Source organism: Vallitalea longa, assembly GCF_027923465.1.
Classification (GTDB): domain Bacteria; phylum Bacillota; class Clostridia; order Lachnospirales; family Vallitaleaceae; genus Vallitalea; species Vallitalea longa.
Map to the genome: position 1 here is coordinate 115,416 of NZ_BRLB01000014.1, position 23,323 is coordinate 138,738.

General features: G+C 30.2%; 10 protein-coding genes. All 10 read left to right on the forward strand.

Features of this window, described 5'->3' with window-relative positions:
• The first annotated feature begins 28 nt into the window (after positions 1–28).
• Positions 29–1,078, forward strand: a complete 1,050-nt coding sequence (locus QMG30_RS18540; protein WP_281817980.1) for a copper amine oxidase N-terminal domain-containing protein — start codon at positions 29–31, stop codon at positions 1,076–1,078.
• Positions 1,079–1,450: 372 nt separating this feature from the next.
• On the forward strand, positions 1,451–2,659 hold the full coding sequence (locus tag QMG30_RS18545; RefSeq protein WP_281817983.1) for an alpha/beta hydrolase: 1,209 nt from the start codon (positions 1,451–1,453) through the stop codon (positions 2,657–2,659).
• A gap of 651 nt (positions 2,660–3,310) precedes the next feature.
• Complete coding sequence (locus QMG30_RS18550) at positions 3,311–7,789, forward strand: amino acid adenylation domain-containing protein (protein ID WP_281817985.1); 4,479 nt, start codon at positions 3,311–3,313, stop codon at positions 7,787–7,789.
• A gap of 35 nt (positions 7,790–7,824) precedes the next feature.
• On the forward strand, positions 7,825–9,348 hold the full coding sequence (locus QMG30_RS18555) for a serine hydrolase domain-containing protein (RefSeq protein ID WP_281817987.1): 1,524 nt from the start codon (positions 7,825–7,827) through the stop codon (positions 9,346–9,348).
• A gap of 41 nt (positions 9,349–9,389) precedes the next feature.
• Positions 9,390–10,649 carry an ACP S-malonyltransferase gene (locus QMG30_RS18560; protein ID WP_281817989.1) on the forward strand — a complete coding sequence of 420 codons (1,260 nt, stop codon included), beginning with the start codon at positions 9,390–9,392 and terminating at the stop codon, positions 10,647–10,649.
• A gap of 6 nt (positions 10,650–10,655) precedes the next feature.
• Positions 10,656–12,083 carry a condensation domain-containing protein gene (locus tag QMG30_RS18565; RefSeq protein ID WP_281817991.1) on the forward strand — a complete coding sequence of 476 codons (1,428 nt, stop codon included), beginning with the start codon at positions 10,656–10,658 and terminating at the stop codon, positions 12,081–12,083.
• Complete coding sequence (locus tag QMG30_RS18570) at positions 12,070–13,218, forward strand: U32 family peptidase (RefSeq protein ID WP_281817993.1); 1,149 nt, start codon at positions 12,070–12,072, stop codon at positions 13,216–13,218. The genes QMG30_RS18565 and QMG30_RS18570 overlap by 14 nt, the downstream gene beginning before the upstream one ends.
• A 17-nt stretch (positions 13,219–13,235) precedes the next feature.
• The gene (locus QMG30_RS18575; RefSeq protein ID WP_281817995.1) at positions 13,236–14,408 is read left to right on the forward strand and encodes a U32 family peptidase; all 1,173 of its coding nucleotides are present in this window, start codon (positions 13,236–13,238) and stop codon (positions 14,406–14,408) included.
• Positions 14,409–14,442: 34 nt separating this feature from the next.
• On the forward strand, positions 14,443–17,568 hold the full coding sequence (locus tag QMG30_RS18580; RefSeq protein ID WP_281817996.1) for a non-ribosomal peptide synthetase: 3,126 nt from the start codon (positions 14,443–14,445) through the stop codon (positions 17,566–17,568).
• Between the two features lie 71 nt (positions 17,569–17,639).
• Positions 17,640–23,323: condensation domain-containing protein (locus tag QMG30_RS18585; protein WP_281817998.1), on the forward strand; the 5,684-nt coding region annotated here is incomplete at its 3' end.

The following is a 23,323-nucleotide window of genomic DNA, read 5'->3' on the forward strand; positions in this document are numbered from 1 at the left end:
CAAAACAATAATGATGAGGAGAATTATAATGAAAAAAACAGTAATCTGTATGGTAGCAGTAATCATGTTAACAGCAATGATGGTATCAACAGTAACGGCAAAAACTTATTTAACGGTGACAGTAGAAGGAGAGACTGTAGATTTTCCAGATGCTAGGCCATTTATTGATGCAAATAACAGAACTCTTGTCCCAATAAGATTCATAAGTGAAGCATTAGGTGCTCGAGTTATTTGGCATGGTGACCTTCAACAAGTAACGATAATATATGAAAGCAAAGTTGTTGAATTAGTTATTAATAAAAAAGAGATATCCATTAATAATCAAACACAAGACATGGATACACAAGCTATATTAAAAGATTCTAGAACCTATGTTCCGGTAAGATTCGTTAGTGAAGCAATGGGTGCTAACGTGGAGTGGGATAGCAATAATTATATAGTTGCTATAACTCTAGAGCGTGATTCAGTAGACTTGGAAGGAATGACTAATGAGGAAATCATACAACAATTGAAAGAATATCCATATTTAGAGAGTGATTATACTAATCGTATTGAAAATAATGAATGGTTGGTTAATCGCTACGGAAAAGATAAACTAAAAGAGTTTATGCAGATCGGAAAAAGTTATATGGAAACATTCTATAATGTGGACTATAAAACTTATAATAAAGCAGATTATATTAAAAAACTAAAATGGTTTTTTATAGAAGATTCTAAATGGATAGCTGATGATCGCATCAAAAGAGATAATGAAGAACATATAAATTACTGGGCGGATATGATAACAGAAAAACAAATATCTATACATACAGAATTTGTAACGGATGAAACCTGTTTATATACCAATGGTTCTATATTAATTAGAGGAAGAATGAATTATATAATCCAAAGTTGTAATGACATGGAGTGGTTAAAGAAATATACTAGATATGGGAATGTTGAACTTGGTAAAAAATATACTTGTATAGTTGATGTTGAAATAGCGAATTTTGCAGGTCACTCTGAGGAGAAATGGAAAACAGCAGAGAGACTTATCTCTGATGAACATTTTATAACACAGATTAAGGAAGCAAAATAAACTTTACTAAGGGAAATAAATCTAGCAACAATATTAAAGCTAGGGACGGATAAAAATCGATAAGAATTTTTATTATTCTAGAGAAAGTAGATAGTAAAATTATTTGATGTGTAAACTAATAATGAAATATATATTGAAGAAAATAATAAGTTTCCTGTTAATAAAAAGAGGGGGCTTTTTATTTTGTCTTATGATAAATATAACCTTTAAATGTCAGATTTAGGTATATATAATCAAATGGAAATGAGACATAGGTATATATTTAATGGTAAGTTAAGAGATAACATATATTGATATTATGTTTTCCATGATGTACAATTATTTTGGGAGGATTAGGATATAATAATTACTTATTAATAGAGGAGGGCATTTATGGAAAAGTCGGGAATAAGAAGTGCTGCGATACTAAAACTAGAAGAACATTTAAAACTAGGAAGAACTAATGCTTTGAATAAGTTTTGGGATTATTTTGAACAAAAAGGGTTACCAATAATAGAAAATATTCCAAATGATTTAGAACATAACCTAGTAACGTTTATTTATAAAGAGGACGAAAAAACAGAAAATGTTTTAGTTATACCAGAAATGAAGGATTGTAAATTTTTAAATTATAGAATGGAAAAATTATTAAACACTAATTTATGGTACATAAGTTGTAAGATTAGAAATGATATACGTTTTCAATATTGTTTTTCTGTAAATGATCCACTGGATGATGATTGGGATAACAGATTTGAGAAAGTTATACATGATAAATTTAATAAGAAATTTTTGCTTGTTGAAGATGAAGAGGAAAATGAGATATTATCGTATGTTGTAATGCCAAATGCAGAAGAACATTTTTGGGTTAAAGAAAAATCAAATATAACTAAAGGTGATCTAAAGGAATATAAATTTATAAGTGAAAAATTAGAGGCTGAGCGTAAGGTGAGGATTTATACACCATATGGATATGAAAAAAATAACAAACCCTATAAGTTTTTAATTCTAAATGATGGTGATGAGTATCTTAATTTACTTTCATCTAAAGTTGTTTTAGATAATTTAATAGCAGATAATAAGATACCACCTATTGTTGTCTTATTTATTGATTCCACTGATTCAAGAGAGGAAGAATTAAGTTGTAGTGATAATTTTACAGATATTATTGTTAATGATTTTATACCTTGGTTTAGGAAGAATTATAACATATCGTCTGAAGCTAAAGATGGAATCATTGGTGGTCTAAGTTTAGGCGGACTTGCTGCTACATATATAGGGTTAAGATATTCAAATGTTTTTGGAAATGTACTTTCTCAATCAGGATCATATTGGTATAAGCCCGAGGAGTTTGAAGAACATGAAAGTGCTTGTTGGATTAGTACGGAATTTAAAAAGGTAGATAAGCTACCACTTAAATTCTATTTAAATGTAGGTATACTAGAGGAAAAAGAGAATATGATTGGTGTGAATAAGATATTAAGAGATGTATTGCAGGCAAAGGGGTATGATGTTGAATATGAAGTATTTAAGGGAGGACATGACTATTTATGTTGGGGTGAAAATCTAGCAAATGGTTTGATTTCATTGATTGGTTATTAATATGTGAATCATTTATAACGAAAGGAGGAAAAAATGAAAAAAGTTATAATGTGTATGGTTTTAGTAAGTGTATAACCAAAAATATTATTTAGGCTAGGGTAGTTACCCTAGTCATTATTATTTTAAGCTTAAGTAATTTATAATAAATGATTAAAATTATTTGTAAAATAATTATTTTAAATATTGAAATAATAAAGCAAGAAGTCTCCTTTTGTTGAAAGGAGACTTCTTTGTATGATTTTGGTGGTGTTAGACTATTACTATCTGTAAATTAATTGAGAAAAATAATAATTAAACTTTTATATAGACAAGTTTTGATAATTGCTGCAATACATACTTTTGGAAATACTCTAGTTGATATGGTAATTTTATAAAAGAATTTGTAGTTTGTGTACTATTCAAGTGAGTATGAAATATTATAAAAGTACAATATCAAGTGTATTCCTTAGGGTTTTGCATATATAATAATAAATATTAATATACGAATTATTTATATTTATTCAATAAATTTTATATTACTCATTAAAGTGAAAAAAACTAATACTTGATTTAATTAGATATGTAATGTATAATATGTATTGATTATTGTAAAAACAATGTCTAATTTCCACATTATTATATGAAAAATGGAATTCTGAGGGGGATAAAATTTTGTATGATATTGGTAAGTGGTACGATTTAACACATGCACAAAGGCGAATATGGTATATAGATAAAGTATATTCTAATTATCAATTGCATAACCTAGGGGGATGTCTGCGCATATTTGGGCAGATAAATGTCGAAAAATTGGAAAAATCTATAAATATGGTTATTCAACATAACGATGCATTAAGATTAAGGTTTATTGAGAGGGATGAAGGGCATCCGATTCAATATGTCTCTAATTTTGAAAGTGATAAAATTGATTTCATAGATTTTAGTAAATGTCATCAACCTAGAATGGAACAAAAAAAATGGTCAGAGATATTATTTCAGGCTCGTTTCAATTTGTTAGATAATAAATTATACCATTTTTCTATTTTTAAAATAAATAACTATGAGTACGGAATATTTTTAAAAATACATCATATTATTGCTGATGGATGGTCAATAAGCTTGATTCAAAAACAGATAATAGAGTATTACAATGATTTAATTAATGAATTAGGTAATCAGTTTCCTATCAGACCGTCTTATCTGGATTACATCATGTATGAAAATGACTATATCAATTCAACAAGGTATGAAAAAAATAAGTCATTTTGGACTGAGAGATTCAGCAATATATCAAATGAGTTTTTATATAATACTGCTGAAAGTTCTGTAGGGAAAAGAAAAATATTCAATATTGATAAAGAGTTTTCAAATAAAATCAAACAGTTAATTACTAAAAAAAACTATTCATTAAACACATTCTTCATAGGGATTTTGTTAATATATATTTATAAAATTACAAATGGAATGGATTTGATTGTAGGTATGCCTGCTCATAATAGAGTCGGGAAACAACAAAAACAGATGATAGGCATGTTCACAAATACATTACCTTTTAGATACATTATCGATCCTAATTTTAATATAGTAGAATTACTAAAGGATATAAATAAACAGTTAAGACTATCTTACATTAATCAAAAATATCCGTATGACGTTTTGATTAAAGATTTGGGAATAAGTAAAAAAGGTTATAATAGCTTGTTCAAAATGGCTGTAAATTATTATAATTTCGATTTCCATCAAGATGTCAATAATATGAGATTTGAAGTCGAGGAATATTATCCAGGTAGTCAAAGCTATTCATTACAGTTGACAATAAATGAATGGAAAAATAATAAGATTGCATTAGGTATTGATTATAAAATAGATGAGTACTCTAACCAAGATATTGATAATCTATATTATGGCATGATAGAGATTATAAAGCAGGTTCTGTCGAATGAGAATAAACGAGTAAAAGAAATTTCCATAATAAGCGAAGAAGAACTTAATTATAAAGCATATACATTCAATGAAACCAATAGTTTATATCCTAAGAAAACGGTAATTGATTTATTTGAAGAACAGGTGAAAAGAGTACCTAACAACATAGCACTAGAATACAATAGCGAGTTTATATCATATGATAATTTGAACAAGAAAGCAAATAAGTTGGCTAATTACTTAAGGATTAAGGGAGTCGGTACTGGGTCAGTTGTTGGAATTCTGGCAAACCATTCTTTTGAGATGGTAATAGGTATTTTAGCAATATTAAAATCAGGAGGGGCTTATTTACCTATTGATCCAAGTTATCCAGCTGAAAGAATAAAATATATGTTAAATGATTCTGAAAGTAAATTATTGCTGACAAATATGGACGTTCCAGAAGAACTTCATTATCATGTAGGGATTGTTGACATAAGGGATATTGATTTTAGTGTATATGGTCATGAGAATTCTATATATAAGGGTGGATTTAAAGACTTAGCCTATATAATCTATACTTCTGGGTCAACAGGAAATCCCAAAGGTGTAATGATAGAACATAGTGGTTTGACTAATTATATTTATTGGGCAAAAAAGATGTATATAAAAGATGAAAAAGATGTCATGCCATTATATTCTTCAATATCATTTGATTTAACAGTTACTTCCATTTTTACACCGCTAATATCTGGTAGTAAGATTGTTATATATGGTAATGATGATGATGAATTCGTATTATATAAAATTATAAGAGAAAACAAAGTAACAGTGATGAAACTTACACCTTCTCATTTAATGTTATTAAAAGCGTTAGATAATCAAACTTCTAAAGTGAAGAGACTTATAGTTGGTGGTGAAGATTTAAAAGTTTCATTAGCATCTGAAGTTAGTAAAAGTTATGGTAATAACATAGAAATATATAATGAATATGGACCAACTGAAACAGTGGTTGGGTGTATGATATATAAATTTGATGAACTGAAAGATAAAGGTGATTCAGTACCCATTGGTTATCCTATAGACAATGTCCAAATTTATATATTGGATGAGAATCAAAATATTGTGCCAACTGGTGTAATGGGAGAACTTCATATATCGGGTGATGGCGTTGCAAGAGGTTATTTACATAGAGAACAATTAAATAAAGAAAAATTTATCGTGAACCCTTATAATTCTGACTATAGAATGTATAAAACAGGGGATTTGGCAAGGTATTTAAATGATAATACCATTGAATATTGTGGCAGAATAGACAATCAAATAAAAGTGAGAGGGCATAGAATTGAACTCGCAGAAATAGAGAAAACCATATTGAAGCTTGGTGAGATAAAAGATACTGTTGTAGCAATAAAAGAGGATGAGAACGGTAACAAAGTATTAAATGCATATATAGTCAGTAGTCGAATAGATGGAACGTCGGGAATAATTGCTGGACTAAATAAGCTTTTACCAAGATATATGATACCAAATAATGTTATCCAGATTGATAAAATACCATTAACCAAGAACGGTAAAATTGATTATGATTCTCTTCCCATAGGTAAGAAAGTAATTAAAGATATTGTAAAGTATCAAGGCTATGAAGAAGAAGCGCTTGTAAAGACTATGGAAGAGATTCTAGGCGTTAACAATATAAGCATGACAGATAATTTCTATCAACTTGGTGGCGATTCTATAAAAGCAATACAGATATCGTCAAGGATAAAAGAAAAAGGGCTAAGTCTCAAGGTTAAAGAAATATTGTCAAATGAGACCATTCATGAAATAGCTCAATATGTTGAAAATAACAAAATTACAATAGACCAAGGAACAGTTGAGGGAGAAATTAATCATACACCAATAATAGAGTGGTTTTTTGACCAGAGGCTATATAATTCCAATCACTATAATCAATATGTAGTCCTTGATATGGAAAGGATAATAGATATTTATAAGATTGAGGAGGCTACCAATAGATTAGTTCACCATCATGATATGTTGAGAACTAATTTTGATGAAAAGATGGATACGTTGTATTATAACAACGAGCATCTTAACAATCATATTACAGTTGATGTATATCAGGTTCCTCAAAAGAAGTTTGAAAACATGGATGAACCAGAACAATATTTACTTAAAACGGCTAAAACCAATTTTGATTTGAGTAGAGATATATTGTTTAATGTTTCAGTTTTCAACATTGGACACCAAAGGCAAATTATTTTATTTCAGGCACATCATTTAGTTGTTGATGGGGTATCATGGAGAATTATTTTAAGTGACTTCTTATCCATTTTAGACCAGCTGAATAAAAATGAATCTTCTAATTTGCCAATGAAAACCCATTCATTTAAAGAGTGGGCTATACATTTACATGAATATAGTAAGGGCGATTTTAAAGATGAATTAAACTATTGGAAGAAAATTTTTAACGAAGATTTTTGTTTCACTCTAGATTATGATATTCAGGAGGATTACTTACAAAAAACTTCCCGATTGTATAGTGAACTAAATAAGAACGAAGTTAAAGAATTAATTACAAAAGCAAAAGAAATCTACAATTTAGAATTTAAAGAAGTATTAATTATTGCATTGGTATTAGCCATTAGAACAATGACAAATAAGGATAATATTGTTATAGAGATGGAAAGTCACGGAAGAGAAGATATAATGGAAAGTCTTGATGTATCAAGAACCGTAGGATGGTTTACTACGATGTTTCCATCATATTTTAGAACGGATAAAAATGATTTGGATAGTAACATCAAATCACTTAAAGAGCAAATAAGAAGTATCCCGAATAAAGGATTTAATTATGGAATTCTAAAGTATATTAGACATGAATTAACAGATTTAAATCATAAACTTATAAGGTTCAATTATCTAGGGGATTTTGACAATATATTTATTCATGATGGTAGAAATATACGAAACATTTCTTTTGGATTAGATAGTGATGATGAAAATAGATTGACAACTTTAATGGATGTATCAGCAGCGATTCTTAATGGAAAACTGGAAATTACTTTTGTTTACAGTGAAAATAGTTTCAATGAATCATATGTTAAAGGGTTAATGAATGCTTATTTAGATTCATTGAGATCCATACTGGGAGAGTGTAATAGTAAGGTATCTAATGAATTTACACCTTCGGATTTTGACATTCTAGATATTACACAGGAAGAATTAGATAGTTTATTTGAGTAATAAAATCAGCATCTAAAAAGGAGGGAGTGAATACAGTGAAGAGAAATCATTACTTTGCTGTCATTATGAGCATTTTGGTTATAGTGATAGTGATTTTACCATCATTTAATGTATTTGCTGAAGAAGTTGCAATAGGTAAATATGGGGTTGAAGTGGCTGAAATAAGTACATTTATTCAGGACCAAATGGAGATTGGAAAAATACCTGGAATATCAGTAGTCGTTGTTGAAGGTGAAAATATAGTGTACCAAAAATCATTTGGGTATGCTGATTTGAAATCCGAAAATAAAGTAGACCAAGAAACATTATTTGAGTTAGCATCAAATTCAAAAGCATTCACTGGACTGGGAATTTTAAAGATGATTGATGATGGTCTAATAAACATGAATAGCAATGTAAAAGAATATTTACCTTGGCTCACATTATACTATGATGATAGTGAAGTGGATGTAACAGTTGAACAGTTATTACACCATACCAGTGGCATATCATCAAAGACTATCAGTATGATACAGATTTCTAATAACGATAATGCCCTTGAAAACACAGTAAAGACCCTTGTAGACACCAATTTAGATACCTATCCAGGTGATGATTTTCAATATGCAACAATAAATTATGATGTGCTTGGGTTAATAATACAAGAGGTTAGTGGAGTGTCCTATGAAGAATACATTTTAAAAGAGATTTTAGTTCCTTTAGGGTTAAGCAACACTTATTTATTCAATAACGATGACACAGAGAATAAACTTGCTACAGGTTATAAAATAGGATTCTTGCGACCTATACCATATAAAGCACCAATCTATAGAGGAAATAAACCGGCTGGTTATATAATGTCTAACATCAGTGATATCGGTAAATGGCTTAAACTTCAGATTGGTACAGGTGATGTGAAAGTCTTCGATAATCTAATTGCTCAATCCCATATACCAGACCAGAATGTGACTTCACCTTATGACGATTCTTCTTATGCAATAGGCTGGACAGTCAAAGATCGTGAAGGCCTTGAAATTATTCATGGTGGGAACAATCCTAATTATTCATCATATATGGTTATTAGGCCAGAGGAAGAATTTGCAGTAGCAGTATTATCCAATATCAATTCTTCATATACTTCTGTTATTGGACATGGGATTAAGGAAAAACTTCTTAATAATGATTATATATATATGGGAAGAGATAATTATGAGTTTATAGATAAGATTGGTGTAGTAGTCATATTGATTGGTTCAATCATTAGTCTATTGATGCTTATACTTATTGTTAGGAGGATTCTAAGAATTGTACATAAGAAATCTAGTATTAAGAAGCTTACTAAAAGATGTGCAATAAAAATGATTATATTATTTGTATTTGTTTGTGGAATCTCTTATTTCTTGAATACTATACCATCAATATTCTTTGGTGCCAGTTGGGGATTTGTATTTGTATGGTACCCATTCAGTATTAGGATTGCATTATATCTAGTGTACATGGCAATATGGAGTATATATTTGTTTATTACCATTGGTTGTTTATCAGAAAAAAATTTACAAGTAGTGAAGAATGATGAGTGAAATAAGATTATGTCAAAGTATATTTGATGAGAGGTGGTCATGTGGAAAAAACAGCATTAATTTTTCCAGGACAAGGGTGTCAGTATATTGGAATGGGGAAATCAATATTTGACGAGTATAATGTGGCGAGAGAGGTATTTGAAGAAGCAAATGAAGTTTTAGGATTTAATTTATCCAAATTATGTTTTGAAGGTGGGTTTTCAGAATTAAATAGGCTAAGAAATATGTTATTGTCAATATTTACAGTGAGTGTTGCTTTATACAAAGTGTTCGAAAAAGAAGTAGGCATTAATCCAGAATTTGTTGCTGGTCATAGTCTTGGTGAGTATACGGCACTTACTTGTTCAGGTGTTTTTACATTTTCTGATGCATTAAAAATAGTAGACAAACGGTCTATGATAGCAAAAAAATATAATAAACAAGGTCATATGACTATTGTGAATGATATCGGTTTGAAGGATTTAACGAATATATGTAAAGAATTTTCTAATCATCAAGAGTATGTTTCAATTGCGTGTTCAAATACTGCAAAACAGTATGTTATTTCGGGTCATGATAATAAATTGGATGAAGTTGGAGAGAAACTTATTAATATGGGGGCACAGATAACTCCGTTTATGATGAGTCCACCTTTTCATAGTAAAATAATGGCTTCTGCTAAGGCTGAATTATTGGAGGAAATTGAAAAGTATAGTATTCAAGATGCTAAATGGCCAATTATATCAAATGTTACAGCAACAGCCACATTGAACTCACAGCAGCTTATTCAAAATTTAGCAGACCAAATGTGTAGTGAAGTAAGATGGAATGAGTCAATGAGGTTCATTATCAACAGTGATATTCATAATATTATTGAGATTGGTCCACAAAAGATTCTTGGAAATTTAATTCATAATCCGAAAATCAATGTATTAGCCTATGGTAAAAAGAACGATAGAGATAATCTCAGTATAAGTGTAATAGCTAAAAGAAAAGAAAATTATAGGAAATTTATAAAAAAATGTGTAAAGTCTGTTGTATGTACACCTAATTACAACGTAAATTATGATGAATATAAATCAGGTGTGATTATACCATATGAAAGATTAGAGAAATTATTGCAATCAAATACAGACATTTATGAAGATGATGAAAAGACAGTTGCCGAGATAATGAATTTAGTAAAATTAATATTTATAACTAAAAAAGTGCCAATATTAGAACAAAAAACTAGATATAAAGAGATAATTAAAGATATGGAAAATTATGATAATGATTGGCTTGATGAAGTATTCCTTGCAGAAAATCCAGTGAGAGGTTGAGAAGTTATGATGAATCCGCCTAAAATTAATAAAACTAACGTAGAGGATATTTTGCCAATAACCCCAATGCAAAGAGGTATGTTATTTCACTTAATGATTAATCCAAGTAGTTTTCTGTACTTCGAGCAAATGTGTTATAGGTTAAGGGGTAAAATTCAAGTTGAAGTTTTTAGAGAAGCATGGAACCATGTTGCAAAATCGAATGAATTACTTAGGAGCCTTATAAGATATAAGGGGCTAAGCAAACCAATACTTATTGTACTAAAAAAATATGACATTCCTGTTGTTTTCCATAATCTTGCTGATATGGATGAAAAAGAAAGAGAACGTGAATTATCTAAGATAAAAAGTAATGATTATCTAAGTAGAGTAGATATTAATGTTCAACCCTTTAGAGTAACATTGTGTAAAATGTCAGAAGATGAATATGAGATGATTATTACAACACATCATATTATCTTTGATGGTTGGAGCAATATAATACTGCTTAAAGAATTTAAGGATTATTACAACACATTCTATTATAACAAAAAGGTGATTATACATCAGAAAACAAGATTCAAGGAGTATATAAAATACTTATGGAAGGCAGACAAAGATAAAGAAAAGAAATTTTGGAAACATTATTTAAGAGGTTACAGTATTAGAAACCTGAATATAAAAAATAATAATTATGGTTTGACTGATGAACGAGGGCATTTTGATTATGAAGTAGACGCAGAGTTAGCTACAAACATCAGAAAATTTGCTAGGATAAATAATATAAGTATAGCTGTATTACTATATAGTGTCTGGGCAATTGCTCAATGGGAGATAAACAAGAAAAGTGATATCATAATTGGAATTTCAGTTTCTGGACGTAATGTAAAACTAAAAGGAATTGAAAATATGGTAGGTCTGTTCATCAATACTATACCATTTAGACTTAAATTTGAACTTGATGAAGAACTGAAAGGATACTTAAAAAGAATGAATAAGGCCATTATTGAGATTGATGAATTTCAAACGACCGATCTGGCAGATATCAAAAAATATGGGGGATACAAACCTAATACATCTTTATTCAATACAATTTTTGTTATTCAAAACTACCCTTTTAAAAATCTTAATTACGAGACTGGAAATGATATTGTTGACATAAGCCTTACAACAAAAGAATATGAGACCAATATAGATTTAAGTATTGGAGTCAGGGTGTTTAGTGAGGATATAAAATTTGAGTTGAATTATAACAAAAAAGTGTTTGAAGAACAATTAATCAATAATTTATTTGATGATTATATAAGTAAGCTAGAAGATATTGTATCTCAAGATGGTTATGAAAATACAAAGATTAAAAATATAACTTGTAATTGTGTTAATGCAGATAAAAAGTCAAATAAAATAGATAGCATAGAGAGCGCTAGGAAGGTTGATTTTGATGAAATATTTTAGTATTCCAGCGGATTTTAAAAAAAGTACAATTGATAGACTTTATGAATTGAATAATACATATGAAGATATAAAGATAATTGAAACATATGGACAGGTGACAGTTGGCAAGATATTAAATTCAGGAAGGATCATGGATGTTCTGCCACAAATCAATATGGCAGAACTGAAAAAGTATATTGAGTATTGCAGAAAAAAGAATATAGAGTTTAGTTATACACTTAATCCAGCATGTTTTGGGAATTATGAATTTAGTGAAGAAGGTATTAAATCCATTTTGGATTTACTGAATCAGTTAGCCACTATTGGAATAACTAATATTACGGTTTCTTCGCCTTCATTAGTAGAAATAGTTAGAGAATCTGGATTTGATTTTGAAATTAAAGCTTCTGCCATATGTGAAATAGTATCACCTAATAAAGCGAATTTCTATAAAAAAATTGGAGCAGAGAGGATTGTAGTTGATCCTGATATAACTAGAGATTTTGAAAAATTAAAGCATATATGCGAAGTTTATGGAGATAAGGTTGAGATAATTATTAATAATGTATGCATGCATAATTGCCCATATAAAATGTTTCATTATAATCATGAAGCTCATTGTACTAATGATCAAGATATAAAAGACTTTTTCTTCAATAGATGTTCAATGCAAAAAGCTAGTGATACAGCGAATCTATTAAAACTTAATTGGATCAGGCCAGAAGATATAAAATTGTATGAAGAGGTAGGTATCAGATATTTTAAAATACAAGGAAGACAAAATGTGTTAACTGGGGATATAGTAAAAACGTTAGAATATTATTTCAACGAGTCATATGATGGTAATTTATTTGATCTCATTACAATATTCTCTCCATATAATTCTTATCAGACATATATAGATAACAAAAAACTTGATGGATTTGTGGAGAGATTTTTTAGAGAACCCGGATTTTGTAAAGAAGTTTGCTCTAAATGTGGATACTGTAATAGGTATGCAAAAATGGCAATTGATGTTGAAGAAAGTCGTGAATTGAATAGAAAGTGCTTGGAATTCTATTCTGAATATGACAAGTTTTCAAAGGTATTAAAGCAGAATACTTTCAAACATGAACAGCAAACTCTAAGTAATGAGTTAGAATTTGATTTCGATTAGTTAGAAGGAGGGATAATATGAAATATTATGTTGTACCAGCGGATTTTAAAACAGAAACTATAGATAAGTATTACAAATTAAACAATACATATAGTGATAGCAAAGTAATTGAAACCTATGGACAATTAACGATTGGAAATAGTTTGGGATCTGGAAGAGCTGGAGATCTTATTCCTAAAATTGATATTCATGGTTTAAAGAATTACATAAGTTATTCTAGGGATAAAGGAATCGGTTTTAGTTATACTCTTAATGCTACTTGTTTAGGTAATCGTGAATTTGAAGAGGAGGGTATAGAAGAAATATTAGGGTTTCTCAAGAAATTATATGAGATTGGAGTAAGAAGTCTGATAATAGCAATGCCTACGTTATTTGAGATTGTGAAAATGTCAGGATATGACTTTGAAATAAAAGCTTCAACTCTATGTCAGATTACAAACGTTAATAAAGCTGTCAGCTTCAAGAAGCTTGGTGTTTCAAAAATTGTACTTGAAGAGTCAATTAATAGAGACTTTAAGACAATAAAAGACATTGTTGGAGCTTTTGGTGATGGTGTTGAAATTATTGTTAATGTAATCTGTCATAAGAATTGTACTTATAGAATGTTTCACCAGAATCAAGTATCTCATGATAAAGAGGTAAATACCAAAAGTTCAACATACTATTCCCATCGATGTATGATGAAAAGAGCTGAAGAACCAAGTAACTTACTTAAGATGAATTGGGTTAGACCAGAAGATATTAAGTATTATCATGAAATGGGTATTCAATATTATAAATTACAGGGAAGACAAGCGGTATTACATGGGGATATGGTTAAAACAGTAGAAAGCTACTTTAAAGAATCTTTTGATGGTAACTTAATGGACCTTTTGGATGGATTCCATTCTACAAACGCATTTAAAGTGTATATAGATAATAAAAAACTGGATTCATTTCTTAAGCCATTCAGAACTAATGATAATTTCTGTAAAAATAATTGTGATGCATGTAATTATTGCAATAAGTTTGTTGGAAAAGTTGTTGATCTGGAGCAAACAAAGGAAGTGTTCGATGCAGCCACTAAGTTCTACCAGCAATGTGATCATTTCAACAACAGTGTTAAGAAGATAGTTAATGATGGATTGCATGGAAAGACAGATGAAAGAAGTACTGGTATTGCAGGTTCCGTAGAATTTGATTTTGAGTAAAAAAATATTATAGATTATTGTAAGGGGGATAACTATGAACACAGATATAAAAAACTATTGGTTTAATAAATTACCCATGGAAATGGAAGAGCTAAATATATATACTGACCACTACAGAACTAATGAAATTGATTCTGAGGTTCTAGAGTATGAATTTGATGATTTTGTTAGTAATAAATTGAAAAAGATCAGTAAAAATAATGATTTGTTGTTATACATAATCACGTTGGCATCTTTTAAGGTAATGATTTATAAATTATATGGATCAAGATATATTCCAGTAATATCACCATTATATCAATTTATGGAAGAAGAGAGACTAACAGATTTTGTTGTCCTTTATGATGAAATTAGTGAAGATATGACATTCAAACAGGTACTAAACCTAGTAAGGGACACTGTTTTAGATGGATATAAAAATCAGAATTGTGATGTTATTGAGTTATTTAGAGATAGCGGTATACACGTTGATGTGAATAATATTCATAAGATTATTTTTTCATTAGCAAATATTCATGAGCTATCAGGTCTTAATGAGATTATGGATTCACCTCATAATGACATGAGTGTTCAGGTTAGTGATGATGCCAGTTCTATAGTATGTAAAATCAGATATAATCGTAAATTGTTTAATGAAACAACCATTCAAGGAATATTATCTTGTTATGGCTATATACTCTATCAGGTATTGACAGATGTAAATGTTACTATTTCTAATCTGGAATTAACTAATCTAGATGATACTGATACTAATGTCTCAATAGCATATGGAGTGGAGAAATTAGAAGTTTATACTGAACAAAGTATAATTAAGCAATTTGAGGAACGTGTCGAAAAGACACCTAACAAAGTTGCAATATCAGATATTAGAGATATTCATGGTACAAGCAATAGTACGTTTACTTATACCCAACTAAATAACTATTCTAATAGGATTGGGAAAATATTGATTGAAAATGGGATTAAAAAAAATGATCCAGTTGCAATATTATTAGATAATACTGGTGAAATGGCAATTAGTATCCTTGGTGTATTGAAAGCCGGAGGATGTTATGTACCTATTGATATTGAGACTAGTGAAGAAAGAATTAAGTATATTCTATCTGATTGCCAATGCAAAGTGCTTATAACAGGAAATGAAAAAAGCATTGATCAATACAGTGTTCAAAAAGTGATTAATATTAATCAATTGTTTGAACAAGAAATTGAGAGTTCAAATATTGAAGTTTACCCTAGTGGAGATGATATTGCTTATATCATTTATACATCAGGCACAACAGGCAATCCAAAAGGCGTGAAAATACGTCATGATGGGCTTACTAATTTTATAGATTGGAGATTAAATAACTATAATTATGTGGAAAATGATATCACTCTACAGATGATATCTGTAGCTTTTGATGGTTTCGGTGCTAATTTCTATCCAAGTCTATTATGTGGTGGACAACTTGTTATGATAGGGCAATATGTTTGGAGAAAATATGATCATATAGCTAGGGTAATAGAAAAATACAAAGTCACTAATATGTCTATAACTCCTTTAATGTATACTAAGATGTTGCAAACAGAGAATATCGAGTTGGGTTCTTTGAGATTTGTAGTTTTGGCAGGAGAAAGAGCGGAGGCGTTATTGCTAAAAACAAGTAAAGACCAATATCCAAATCTAGTATTGGTAAACGAATATGGACCTACTGAGAATACAATAACGACAAGTCGCTTTAACAATATGAGTGAGGATGAGCTGACTAATATAGGTAGTCCAATACAGAATAATATAGTATATATTGTTAACAAAGAAAACAAATTATTACCAAAAGAGGTTTTAGGTGAATTATGTATATCAGGTGTTGGAATTACTGACGGATATGTAAATGACCAAGATCTTACGAACAAGAAAGTAGTGAGAAATCCTTGGTTAGAAGGAAAGAAAATTTATAAAACAGGGGATCTCGCCAAAATCACTATTGATGGACATATTGAATTATCAGGAAGAATAGATAATCAGGTGAAAATCAGAGGATTCAGAGTCGAGGTTGAAGAAATTGAAACACAAATAAATAATTTCTTAGGTGGTCATTATGCAATAGTAGTTGCAAGAGACTCTGGACGTGGTGAAAAAAAATTGTATGCGTATATCTTGGCACAAGTAGAAGGGGAAATCAATAGAATAAGGATGCATTTAGCTAAAGTGGTACCCTATTATATGATTCCAACAAGATTTGTTATTATTGATGAATTACCTCAATCAATCAACGGCAAGATTGACAGGAAGCATCTGGCTACCATGAATGTAATTGAAGAAGTGGATATTGAGTTTGTTGGACCAAATACTGATACGGAGAAGAGATTATCGGAGATTTGGTGTTCAGTTCTTGATATTGATAAAGTAGGGATTAACGAAAGTTTTTTCGATGTTGGTGGAACTTCATTATTGCTAATGGATGTTTTTTCACGTGTAGAAATAATATTCGGACATATAGTGACTATGCCAGATTTATTTACATATCCTACTATATATGAATTGGCAAATTATATTGATAGTAAAATGAGCCAATCTTCTGAACAGATAAAATTGAGATACAATAAGTTGGAAAACAGTTTACAGGGTTCTGGAAATGCAGATAAAGTATCCTTAAGCTTCGATATATCAGGAGAAGTGTTTAATGATACTCATGTCCTATGCCAAAGATATAATCTTAACATTGAAGAACTGATGTTACAATTATTCACTTATACGATTGCTTTGACCTTTGATATGAATGAAATAGGGATTTATTCTAAATTCTCATCAGATGCCAGACTAGATGCGCATCTTGTTGATATAGGAGTAATTGATGATATTACAGAACTTGTAGACCATTTAACACATAGGTTTATCAATAATAATAAACATGATGTATACGACATTGTTGATATCAATAATATAAGAGCAACAAGTGATGAAGGGATTTTGATTCTTGCATATCTGAAAGACCAAATAGATGAATATGACGAATTATTGGACAAATTTGACTTGAGATTAGGGTTACAAGTGTTTGATAATGCTTTAAGCTTTACATGTTATTTTGATACATGGAAAATTGGTGATACAGTTGCTGAAGAACTCGCTAACCGATTTGCGAAACTAATAAACATAGTTGTAACAAGATCATGCGCATGAAATTATAACTGATAATGCTACATACTTGAAATAATTTATTACAATAATGAGATCGTGTAGGGAGATTACAAATGAATGATATTAACAAAAAATTGAAAAGCATTATTGATCTTAGTGATGATAAATTAAATATCCAAGTGAATAGAAATAATGAGAATGATATTGCAATTATTGGAATGGCAGCTAAACTGCCAAAAGCTGAGAATATAGATGAATTCTGGAATGTTTTGAAATCTGGTAAATCTTGTGTTGGACCACTTCCAACAGAAAGAGAAGAGGATATTAGAAAATATCTTAGATTTAAGGGTAATTCATTAGATTTAAGTAAGGGTAGAGCAGCATTCCTTAAGGAAATTGATAAATTCGATAACACTTTTTTTGGAATTTCTCCAAAAGAAGCAGAAGTAATGAGTCCAAATCAAAGGTTATTACTAGAAACAGCTTGGCAAGCCATTGAAGATTCTGGGTATGGAGAATATGGTATAAGAGGTACTAAAACAGGTGTATATGTTGGATATGCTGATACATTGGATTACAAGCAAATGGTTTCAGAATTACAGCCTGAAGATATGGCAATTGCCCTAAATGGAAATTTAGCACCGGTTATTGCAAGTAGAATTTCTTACTTGCTAGATCTTAAAGGACCAAGTATGATTCTTAATTCCTTATGCTCTTCTTCACTGGTATCGGTGCATTTAGCATGTCAGGCAATAAATAATAATGATTGCAAAATGGCTTTAGTAGGTGGAGTAAAAACGTATATTTTACCTAACAAAGATGCAAATGTCGGTATAGAAGCTGAAGATGGTATTACACGTTCTTTTGACAATAATTCCACTGGAATAGGCGGTGGAGAAGGTACAATAGTCATATTGTTAAAAAAACTTAGTGAAGCTATAAGAGATAATGATAATATACACGCAATTATTAAAGGGAGTGCGATCAATCAAGATGGTAGATCAATTAGTATGTCTTCACCAAATCCAGAAGCGCAGAAAGATGTAATAGTTGAAGCATGGAAGAGAGCTAAAATCAATCCTAATACAATTTCATATATAGAAGCTCATGGTACAGGAACCAAGTTAGGGGATCCTATTGAAATTGATGGCATTAATAAGAGTTTTTCTAAATTTACAGATAGAAAACAGTTCTGTGCTGTGGGTTCTGTGAAGAGTAATATTGGACATTTAGATAGTGCTGCTGGTTTGGCCGGTTTGTTAAAAGCGGTCTTAGCAATAAAACATTCCCAGATACCACCTACTATTAATTTTGAGGAACCCAACATTAATATTCGTTTTCATGAATCAGCAGTATATGTGAATGATATATTGAGAGAATGGAACGATAATAGTATTAAAAGGTGTGGTGTAAGTTCCTTCGGATTTAGTGGTACCAACTGTCATTTGGTTTTGGAACAGCCACCTGTGACAGTTGATGCTAAGGGGAATATTGATGTCTGTAAAGATAAGATACTGAAAATATCTGCCAAGAATATAGAATCATTAAGTAAGCTTGCTCATGATTATTTAAAGTATCTAATAGCTATTGAAGACAGTGAATTAGATAATTTCTGCTATGTTGCTAACACAGGTAGAGGTGACTATGAATATAGAGTAATTATAATTGGAAAGCGACCAACAGATTTTGTTGCCAAGATTTGCAAATTGATAGACAATGATTTTAATGCTTTAGATATTGATGATGTATATACTACAGAAAATCTATGCAATTCATATGAAAAGTGCTATCAAACTAAAGAATTCAATAAGAAGAGAGTATATAAGCCAAATGAAGTCAACCAAGAAATGGAAAGATTCATTAAGAGTGAAGTATCATTAAGTGAAATAATCAACCGTGTACAGGAAGCTTATATTTTGAATAATGATATCCAATGGGAGTTATTATATGATCGGACACGATATAGAAAAATAAGTATACCCACATATCCTTTTCAGAAGAAAAGATGTTGGCTAACTATACCTGAAACACCTATTGCAGATACAAATACCGAACATAACTATTATAACATTATATGGAAAAAGAGTGAGAAGCCAGAGAAAAATGATATAAGTCAGATTAATTGTGTAGTCATTTTCAGTGATAGTACTGGCAAGTCTCAATCGGTAGCAAACAAATTAAGAAATAATGATATAGATGTCATTGAAGTCAGTATAGGTGATGCGTATCATGAAGATAATGATACATATATCATAAGGAATATACAAGAAGATTATAATCTTCTATTTGCAAATTTAATAGAGAAAAAGATTTCTCATATAATACATATGTGTTCAATAGAGAATATGGTAGTCTCTGATATGGATAGCTTTAATCATAAGCAAGAAATAGGTATGTATAGTCTTTATCATATTGCTAAAGCTACAATAAAATATGAGTACAACAACTTGAAGTTTTTAATTGTTTCTCAAAATGTCAATAAAGTTGATAATCAGGAGATAGTTAATCCTCATGATTCAACTTTGTTTGGCTTGGGTAAATCTCTCATTTGGGAGGAATTGAATAACTCATATAAATTATTGGATATCGATGATAAAAGTGATATTGGTAATATTGTTTTTATAGAATTATGTAGTATGAATAAGACAGATAATATTACGTACAGGAGTAATTATAGATTCGTATGTGAACTACAAGAGAGTAATATAAACAATAGTGAAATAACAGATATAAAAATAGTAAAAGATGGATTATATATTATTACAGGTGGATTAGGAGGATTGGGACTAGAGGTAGGGAAGTATTTGGCTTCTCAAAATTCTGTACACATAGTTTTAATTAGTCGTACCCAGTTACCACCTAGAACTGAGTGGAGTAGCATAATCAGCAAAGGTGAAGATACAAAAATATGCAATATTATGGAGACAATTCTAAAGATTGAGGAAAAGGGTAGCGTTGTATCATGTATTAGTGCAGATGTATCGGATAATATAACTATTAAAAAGGTATTTGCAGATTTACGAAAGACTAACAGGAAAATTTCAGGAGTTATTCATGCAGCAGGTGTAGGAGTCGGTATGAGTGGTATACCCATAGCTCAAGACAGTAAAAGAATCTTTGAAGAGGTGTGTAAGCCAAAAGTTCAAGGGACATGGATATTGCATAATATTACTCTTGAAGATGATTTGGATTTCTTTATAGTATTTTCATCTCCAATAACAATTATTGGTGGAAAAGGGTCTGGGAGTTATACTGCATCAAATGCATTTTTAGATTCTTTTGTAGAATATAGAAACATGCTCAATTTAAGAACGATAGGTATGAGCTGGGCGCCTTGGGAGCAAACATTGATTGATAATGGAAATGATGATGGTTCTACAGACTTTATATTTAAACCATTAAGTACAAATAAGCTAATTGAGGGATTTGATTTGCTATTAAAGAAAACAAGCTCTGTTACTATTGTAGGTCAAATCAATTATGATAGCCAAATATATGCTCTTGAGGATTTTTTGCCAATAAAATTCTCGGATAGTATCTTAAAAAATATTAAGGACGATAGAAAACATTTTCATACTGATTCAGAATCATTGAGCAATGAAGAAAGTATTAAGGTAGTTGGAAGAGATTCTAATGACTTTTCTGAGATGGAAATAACGGTTGCAAGAATAATAGCCAGTGCTCTAGGGTATGAGGAGATAAATATTCATGATAATTTCTTCGAGTTAGGTGGAGACTCAATTATTGCAATAAAAGTGATAAACAAAATTAATAATGTAACGGAGTATAATATTTCAATTGCTGATTTATTGAAAAATCCAAGTGTTGAAATGCTAGTGGATAATTTTATTGAAAATGATAATCCAATTCATGAGAAAAATATCCATGAAATGGTAGGGGAAAGAGATAAAATCAATACAGTTTCCTCTGTACAAAAACGAGTATATCTTGCCAATAAGTTTGATGAGAATATCACCAATTATAATATGTCTGGTGCGTTGGAGATAATTGGGAGTGTAGATAAGGATAAGATTAATAGAGTATTCAAAAAACTTATCAATAGACATGATATCCTTAGAACGTCATTTAAAGAAAAGGGTAGTGATATTTTACAAGTTGTACATTCACAAGTTGATTTTGAAATAGAATCAATTGGGGATATTTCATATGCTGAATTAGATTCAACTATTAACGGCTTCATTAAATCCTTTGATTTAAAGGAAGCACCATTATTAAGAGTTGGAATTGTAGAATGTGACATGGAGCGTAATTTTTTATTGATTGATATGCATCACATTATTTCTGATGGTGTATCAAGTTCTATATTGGTTAATGAGTTTTTGAATTTATATAATGACGAAAAATTACAGCCTCTTCACTATCAATATATGGATTATATCGAGTTTCAAAAAGAATTTAAGAAGTCCTCTTTATATGAAGAACAAAATAAATATTGGATAAATAAATTTTCTGGAAAAATACCTGTATTAAACATTCCAACTGATTATCCAATACCTAATATATTAAGCTATGAGGGGAATGTATTCTCTTTTAATATTGACCAAGCATTCGTAGACAAAATAAGAAAATATGCAATAAAAAACAATACAACTACGTATGTCATATTGTTGTCAGTGTATAAGATTATGTTACATAAGTATACAGGACAAACGGATATAGTAGTGGGTTCTCCATTTCATGGCAGACCTAATGATAATTTTAGCAATGTTCTTGGTATGTTCGCTAATACATTAATAATGCGAAGTAATCCAAAGGGGTCAAAAAAAGTACAACAATTCATTTCTGAAGTAAGAGATGATGTGTTGAAAGCATTCCAATACTGGAATTGGAATTTTGAAGAACTGCTAGAAGACTTGAATATTCAGAGAGATTTAAGTAGAAATCCTATATTTGACACCATATTCACTTTACATAATTCTCCTTATAATCATTTGAATTCAAGTACTATTAAAATAAGAAATTATGATTTTCAAAGATATGACACCATGTTTTTTATTTCATTAATAGGTACACATGACCAGAACAGCATAGACTTCAACTTCGAGTACAGTACCCGTTTGTTCAAAGAGACAACCATAGAAAGAATGGCAGAACACTATAAAAACATACTGTATAGAGTAGTGGAAGATAAAAACATATCTATTGATGAAATAGACATGTCAACTAAAAAAGAGCGACAGATAATTACAAATAGCAATAAGACAGACCTTAAGTATAATAGGAATACAACCATACAAGAGATGTTCTCTAATATTGTATTGAAGTATAGAGATAACAGCGCCTTAAGTTTCAAGGATAGCAGGATGAGCTACCAGCAATTGGAAGAGAGTTCCAATGCTCTAGCAAGAACCATAAGAAAGCAGGGTATAGGTACAGATGATATAGTAGCCATTATGGTGGAGCCTTCAATGGATATGATAATAGGCATGTTGGGGATATTAAAAGCCGGTGGGGCATACCTGCCAATTGATCCAGCATATCCCATTGAGAGAATAAAATATGTGTTGGAAGATAGTAAAGCCAAATGTCTCTTGACGAAAAGAAAATATGCTGATAAGGCAAAAGAAAACATACGAATACTGTTTCTGGAAGAAGAGAAGGCCTATGATGAAGATATAAGTGGAATAAGAAATGTAAACAGTCCAAGTAATCTAGCTTATGTGATATATACATCAGGCTCAACAGGAAAACCAAAAGGAGTAATGATTGAGCATAGAAATGTAATCAACCTGACGAAAGGAATGCAAGAAGAGATAGATTTTTCAGAAGGCAAGAA